This window comes from Citrobacter sp. W9, from assembly GCF_026719375.1.
Classification (GTDB): Bacteria; Pseudomonadota; Gammaproteobacteria; order Enterobacterales; family Enterobacteriaceae; genus Citrobacter; species Citrobacter werkmanii.
On sequence record NZ_JAPPTE010000074.1, the window covers coordinates 1 to 1,207 of the forward strand.

A 1,207-nucleotide genomic window follows, 5' to 3' on the forward strand; every position below is an offset into this window, starting at 1 on the left:
TGTAAGTATCCCGCATAATCGTGCCATTCACATTTAGAGACCCTCCGGCATAATCACTCTGCCAACAAAGGAGATCGCTATGCGTAAAGCCCGTTTTACTGAGCATCAGATCATTGCTGTAATTAAATCGGTTGAAGCCGGACGAACCGTTAAAGATGTCTGCCGGGAGGCCGGTATCTCTGAAGCCACCTACTACAACTGGAAGTCCAGATACGGCGGCATGGAGGCTTCTGATATTAAAAAGATCAAGGATCTTGAGGACGAGAATCGGCGTCTCAAACAGATGTTTGCCGACCTGAGCCTTGAGAACCGGGCGCTGAAAGACGTTATCGAAAAAAAGCTTTAAAACCAGCCTTTAAGCGTGAGCTGGTCTCTCATCTGATAACGACATTTGGACTCAGTATCCGTCAGGCCTGCCGGAGTCTGAACCTGAGCAGAACGGTTTACCATTACCGTCCGGATACCACGCGTGACGAACCCGTTATTGTCGCGTTGCAGGCAGTGGCAGAGCGATACCCACGGTACGGTTTTCCAAAACTTTTCCAGGTTCTGCGGCGGCAGGGATACCCGTGGAATCACAAAAGGATCCATCGTATTTATTGTCTGCTGAAGCTGAATTTTCGCCGTAAAGGCAAACAACGGTTGCCGGTGCGTAATCCCTCGCCACTGGCCACACCGGAAGCGCTGAACCAGAGCTGGTCTGTCGATTTTATGCATGATGCTCTGGTCTGTGGCCGTCGTTTTCGCACGTTCAATGTCGTTGATGACTTTAACCGTGAGGCATTGTCGATTGAAATCGATCTGAATCTGCCAGCTTTGCGCGTGGTCCGTGTACTCGACAGGATTGCGGCAAATCGCGGCTATCCGGTCATGCTACGCATGGATAATGGTCCGGAATTTATCTCTCTGGCACTGGCTGAATGGGCAGAGCAACATGCAGTAAAACTGGAATTTATTCAGCCGGGTAAGCCGACGCAGAACGCTTTTATTGAGCGCTTTAACCGGACATACCGTACAGAAATACTCGATTTTTATCTGTTCAGAACGCTGAGTGAAGTGCGGGAAATCACGGAGAAATGGTTGTCAGAATATAACTGTGAACGCCCGCATGAATCACTGAACAATATGACACCGGAGGAATACCGACAGCACCATTATTTGGCCGGGATCTCAAAAAATGCATGGAACTAAAACGGGTCTATTTACA

1 protein-coding gene is annotated in these 1,207 nt (G+C 49.0%); it reads left to right on the plus strand.

Annotated features, from left to right (window positions below; genetic code table 11):
* Positions 1-79 precede the first annotated feature (79 nt).
* Positions 80-1,191, plus strand: a protein-coding gene (locus OOJ59_RS27890; protein WP_094168991.1) for an IS3 family transposase whose coding sequence is annotated in 2 segments (ribosomal slippage) — positions 80-341 and positions 341-1,191 — 1,113 coding nt in all. Because the reading frame shifts where the segments join, the coding sequence is not laid out codon by codon here.
* Positions 1,192-1,207 lie beyond the last annotated feature (16 nt).